Here is a 6010-nt window from a genome sequence, read left to right on the forward strand (position 1 = left end):
ATCCACAATGTTAACTTTACATCTGTGCCACTGGAAGGAAGTGACTGCCGCTTGAATGGTAATCCCACGCTGCCGCTCCAAAAACATGGTGTCCGTCCTCGTTGTCCCTTTTTCGACGCTCCCCGGTTCTGAAATGGCTCCGCTGGCATATAGCAGGCTCTCCGTCAAGGTCGTCTTTCCAGCGTCTACATGGGCAAGAATTCCAATATTGATTATTTTCATGTGATTGTCCTCCCTTTACAGCCCCAAAGGGCATAAAAATCCCCAGCAGTAAAATACTTTTACCACTGGGGATTATAAGTTGCGGACATACACATATACAGCATACACCTGTTTGTGATTGCTGTTTTTGGGGATATGTCAAAATTGATAAGGCAAAAGTATTCTTAAATTGGGTACAAAAAACTAAGCCCCTACAAAAGGAGCTATCATAATCCTTTGTTCCCACTATTTGATTATAGTTTTATTTAAGAATACCTTGCCGCATATTTTTTACTCCTTTTCTGGATTAAATCATTGTATCACATCAGTTTTAGGAAAGCAAGTACCTAAAAGAAATTTTTCTTCCCCTTATATGTAACAATCATACCGGCTTCCTAGCGTTCAGAATGTTTTCTGCTGTCTGCTGTGGTGTTTGGTTGGAATTGTCCAACCAAAAGCCGATCCGTGGTGTTGTCTGCATTTTACTAAATACAAATTCAATGTATACAGAAAGATATAAGGAGTGGGAGGGATTCCGCCGTAGTTGGCATTGTAGGAAAATCCAAAAGTTTAGATTTTCCCACAATGCTTATCTTTTGGTCTTTGGTTCGGAATAGTGTAGTGCTGGCGGTCTATCTCTTGTTTTCGGTTGCTTGCTTCCTTACCGTACATGAGCATTTGCGCCCGGATTGTCGTTGCCGTAACCCTCCATGAGGTTAATGGCACCCCAAATGCCAAGACCTGCGCCAAGCGCGATAACCAAAGTCTGCAATACAACAACTGCGCTGTTGAAAAACTCCATATAAACCTCGCTTTCTGCCGCTGTGCGGCTCAAAAAAAGTTGTTGAAAATGAAAATGCCGCCGTTATTCCTCGGCGGCTGCGTCCTCGTCGGACAAATCTATTTCGTATATGTCAAAGGCTTCATCGGGCTTTACGATTGCCGGACGGGTAGACATATACCGTTCCACGTCAAAAGCGTTTCTTTTGTCGAAGTCGGAAAGGTATTTGTAGTTCGGGTGTTTCGTGATGTCGTATTTGTCGCTTAAAAAGGGACGCACACCGCGTAGCTGCAAAATACATTTCCCACCGTCCATAACTGCTATTTCGTCCTGTGTCATCAGCTCCTTTCCTAATTTTTGATAAGTAAGTCCATGAGAAACCTGCGTGCCGCGATTTTCGGAAGTATTGAAACTGTCGATTGTTTCCCGTCCCAAGTTATCCGAAATATCCTTTGCATTTTTCCCACGTCCTCCCAAAAACAAGGTGCTGTCGGCATTATCAAGTATGATTTCTGCCGCGTCCTTGTAAATGGCTTTTAGTTGGCTCTGCGATTGCAGAATGATAGAAGCGGACATTTCCCTGCTGCGAATGGTCGCAATTAACTTATCAAAGCGGGGTATCTGCCCGATGTTGGCAAATTCATCAAGCAAAAACCGGACATGAATAGGCAATTTGCCGTTGTATTCGTTGTCCGCTTTATCACAAAGCAAATTGAAAAGCTGCGATTGCAGAATAGCGATAACAAAATTAAAGGTGTCGTCGGTATCGCTCATTATGAGGAAAAGCGCGGTTTTCCTGTCGCCCAATGTATCAAGTTCCAATTCATCATAGGACATGAGTTCCCGGAGTTCCTCTATATCAAAAGGGGCAAGACGCGCACCGCAAGAAATAAGGATTGATTTTGCCGTTTTGCCCGCCGCCAATTTGTATTTTTTATATTGCTTCACCGCGAAATGGTCGGGGCTGCGTTCTTCTAAATCGGCAAAGAGCAGATCAACGGGGCTTTGGTATTCCTCGTCGTCCTCGCGTGCTTCGCTTGCATTGATAAGTTCAAGCAGCGTTGTAAAGTTCATTTCCTCGGCGGGGGCTTCATACCAAATGTAGCCGATCAACGCGCAATATAATAATCTCTCGGCTTTCACCCAAAAATCTTCCGCGCTTTTTTCTCCCTCGCCTTTGGTATTGACAATAAGGGTATTGACAACCTTTAACACGTCCTTTTCGCTGCGGATATAGACAAAGGGGTTATAGTGCATACTTTTCCGAAAGTTTATCGTGTTCAGTACCTTAATGCGGTAGCCTGCCCGTTGCAGCAGCTTTCCGCACTCGATTAGGACGGTGCCTTTTGGGTCGGTCAAGACGTAGGAAGAATGAAGCTGCATTAAATTAGGCTTTACGAAAAACCTTGTCTTGCCGCTGCCGCTGCCGCCGATCACCACGACGTTTTTATTTCTCGCATATTTCGGCTGCTTCGGGCGGCTGTTCATGGTAAGGCGTTCGGTCTGCGTCAAAATGATGTTGTTCTGAAAATCCGGGTCAATGTAGGGCTTTATATCTTCGGCGTTGCCCCATGAAGCGTTTTGTCAAGTGCTTTTTTGAGTTATTGACGCAAATTCTTGTGAAAGTGCGAAAGTGCAAAGTGCAAAGGGTCTGCGTTTTGCACTTTCAGCTTGCGGGTTCGGGCGGCTGCTTCTTCTTGATGAAGTTATACCATTGACCGCCGACACGCCTTGCGCCCAAAATGCTGCCCATGTTGCGCTTGGCGTTCTGTACCGTCCTCTCGGATATTCCGGCTTCGGCTGCGGCCTTTACAATGTCCTCGCTGGCAAGCTCTTTCCCGTCTGCAAGCAGGTCAAGTATCAGCTTCTCGGCTTGTTCGGTCTTGGTGGCGGTGTTCCCGCCCGCGCCGGATAGCAGCTCGTCGGCGGTTATGTCGTATTCGCCTATCCATGAAAAGCCTGTTTCCGGGTCAAGGCAAAAGGCAACGGGCTTGCCCTCCGGCGCCAGGGAAGATTTGTCATGGACGATAACACGCACATTCGGCTCCCGCTTCACGCGCCCGATCAGCAGGACGCTCCTTGCTGCGGCGCGGAAGTCGATAGAACCTAAGCCCCGGTATGCGCTCTGCCCTCCGGCAGCTTTGTTCAAGTGTCCGATAAGGATAACGGCGCACCCGGTACGCTCGGCAACATCGGCAAGACGGCGGAACATGGGGCGCACTTCGTTTGCCCGGTTCATGTCGGTCTTTTCGCCCATGTACGCCTGTATTGGGTCAAGGATAATCAACCGCGCCCCGTTCTGCGTGATTGCCTTTTCTATGCGCTCGTCGGAGAGGGTAAGCTCCCGCTTGGCTTCATCAATCACAAGCACGCGGTCAAGGTCGGCTTCGGCTTCTATCAAGCGGGGCTTGACGGTATCGCCCAGCCCGTCCTCGGCGGTCTGGTAAATCACTTGGAATGGCGGCAGGGGCTTCATTCCCGGCAGCGTTCCCCCGGTGGTGCAGGCAGCGGCAAGGCGTAGGGCAAAGGTGGTCTTGCCCTCGCCGGGGTTGCCTTGCACAATGGTTACTTTCCCGAAAGGGATATACGGCTCCCATAGCCATTCAACGGTCTGCGTGTCAACCTCGCTCATGCGGATAATCTCGACGGTTTCTTCCTGCGGCGGCTCTTTCAGGCCGTAAACTGCTTCCTGGATATACTTCCCGTCTGTGATTTCTGCCCGGTGCTGCAATACCTCGTTCCAGTCCTTAAACAGCGGCACAAGGCGGTGGACGGTCAAGCCCTCCGGCACAAGCTCCGCAAGGCGGCTACAAGCGTCGTTTCCGGCTTGGTCGCTGTCAAGGCAGAGGTAAACGGTCTTGATGTTCGGACGGTCAGAAAGGAAACGCAATAGGGCTTTTTCTCCCACGCCGCCCAATGACAAATAGCTCTGCTTCTGCCATTCCTTTTTGAACAGGCAGAGGAAAGAGAGCAGGTCAACGGGGGCTTCAAAGGCAAAAAGCCTGTCGCCCTCGCCCCGGTAACAGAAATTAAAGGCTTTGTCGCTGCCTTTCACATCGAGCCGGAAGTTTCCCGCCGTTCCCTTGCTGTGGGCGTAGCGCGGTATTCCGTCCTCGTCCCGCCCCACAAATACGGCGTTGTGGTGGGCTGCGTCCTCGTAAATATCGCCGCGGGCAAAGAAAAAGCCCGTCACATCTTCATCAATGCGGCGGGCTGCTGTGAGGTAGTTCCTCGCTGTTCGGTTGTCGCTGTTTGGGGGTGGTAGCCGGAAGTCGGAAAGGGACGCGGGGCAAGGTCTGTCCGGCGGCGGTGCGGCTCCCTTTTCTCCTGTGAGAAGTTCCACGGCTTCGGTGAAGCTCTTGCCGAAAAACTCTATAACAAAATCAACGGGGCCGCCGCCCTTGCTCTGGCTGTGCCTGTACCATTTGTTTCCCCGGACGGTCAAGCTGTCGTGCCGTTTCCAGCGGTATTCATTCCCGGCGCGGGTAAGCTGCTCGCCCTGTGATTGCAGGAAAGAAACAAGGTCGGCTTGATTCGCCCGGTCTATCTGTTCTTGGGTGTAGTACAAAAATCTCAACTCCATTCATCGTTCTAAGTCGTGCCGCTTGGCGCGGGTCTGCTCCGGCTGGTCGGCTTTCAGTGCAATATCAACGCACTTGCGGATATTGTGCAGCTCGGCAACCTCGGCGCGGGTTTCTTTCAGCTTGGTATATTCCGCTGTTCTCTGCCCGCTGAGAGTGGCGTACTCTTTTTCCCATTCAGAGATAGGCAAGGTCTTTGTCCCTTTCGGCAGATTTGCATGGAGATAGCGGCTCGCTGCGTTCCATAGCGTAAGCTCGGCGCGGTGGGCTTCCTCGTACTTGTCACGCTTGCTCGTCCAGCCATTTTTCAGCTTTTTCAGCTCGTCGTGAATGGGCTTGTACTCGGTGTAGTTCTTCCCGTATTCAATCAATTTCTGCAATTCTTTCATGCGCTTCTCGGCGGTTTTCATGCCCTCCCGGATAGCGTCGGCTTGGTCGCTGACAGAGGAAAGGGCAGCGTCCAGCTCCGCAAGGGTAGAAATACCATGCTCGGAAAGATAGTTGACCGCCTTTGCAACGGTTTTCAGTTCATCGGCGGCGTGCTGCCTTTGCCAACTCTGCGAATACTTCCGGCTCTTTTCTCTCTGAACGCTTAAATACTTCATCAGCAGATTTGCAAGGCCGGGGGATTGCGGGGGCTGCTCCGGGGCGGTTTCCCGCGCCTTGAACAGTTCGCCAATCCATTCTTTGAGCTTTCCAATCTGCGCCCTGATTTCCCGGATAAGGCGGTTTGCCTTTCGGATATTCCGGTTCAGCTCGCCTTTCTCGGTGGCTATGCCTTTCTTCTCCATTTGACAGGCCGCTACGCCCATGTGGACGGTGGGCAGCTCGTCAATGCCGCGCTCGGCGTTGCTGCGGTAGTCGATACGCTCCGGGTGTCCGGCGCGTTCAAGGTAGGCGTTTGAAATATCCGCCCATGCCTTGCGCCATAAAAGCGCGTTGCCCTTGTCGTTCCAGCCTGTGAGGTCAACTTTGTGTGTCTTGTATCTGCCGCTTGGTAAGCGTATGCGCTCGCCGTTCTCGTCAAGGTCATATTCCTTTTTGGACTTCGCCGCCCATGCGCCGCGCTCGTCAAGGGGGCGCATGGTAAGCATGATATGACAATGGGGGTTGCCGCTGTCGGTGTCGTGAATGGCAAAATCAACGCACATTCCTCTTGAAACAAATTGAGAGGAACAGTATTCACGGACAAGCCGGATCTGTTCCTCTCTGGATAATTCTATGGGGAGTGCTGCGTCAATCTCTCTGGCAAGCTGGGCGTTCCCGGCTTTCTCGTAAAGCTCCACGCTGTTCCACAAGGTTGAACGGTCAGAGAAAGAGGGCGGGGCATGGGGCGGCAGTAGGATTTCCGTATGGACAACGCCGCGCTTGCGGGTGTAGTCATGGGTCATTCCGTCCCACTCGTTTGTGATTTTCTCGCCGCTTCGATAGGCGGCTGCGGCAACGG

3 protein-coding genes and 2 pseudogenes are annotated in these 6010 nt (G+C 51.4%); all 5 read right to left on the reverse strand.

Annotated features, from left to right (window positions below):
• On the reverse strand, positions 1-222 hold a 222-nt coding region (locus OCV64_RS13735; protein ID WP_258927084.1), incomplete at its 3' end, for a GTP-binding protein.
• A gap of 652 nt (positions 223-874) precedes the next feature.
• Positions 875-1003: pseudogene (locus tag OCV64_RS13740) on the reverse strand (Maff2 family mobile element protein); the annotation flags it as partial.
• Positions 1004-1066: 63 nt separating this feature from the next.
• Positions 1067-2563, reverse strand: a pseudogene (locus OCV64_RS13745) (VirD4-like conjugal transfer protein, CD1115 family); the annotation flags it as partial.
• An 85-nt stretch (positions 2564-2648) separates the two neighbouring features.
• Entirely contained in the window at positions 2649-4550 is a 1902-nt protein-coding gene (locus tag OCV64_RS13750; protein WP_002592865.1) for an AAA family ATPase, read from the reverse strand.
• Positions 4551-4565: 15 nt separating this feature from the next.
• On the reverse strand, positions 4566-6010 hold a 1445-nt coding region (mobQ, locus tag OCV64_RS13755; protein ID WP_262670349.1), incomplete at its 5' end, for a MobQ family relaxase.

It is taken from the genome of Muriventricola aceti (genome assembly GCF_025567565.1).
Lineage (GTDB): Bacteria > Bacillota > Clostridia > Oscillospirales > Oscillospiraceae > Lawsonibacter > Lawsonibacter aceti.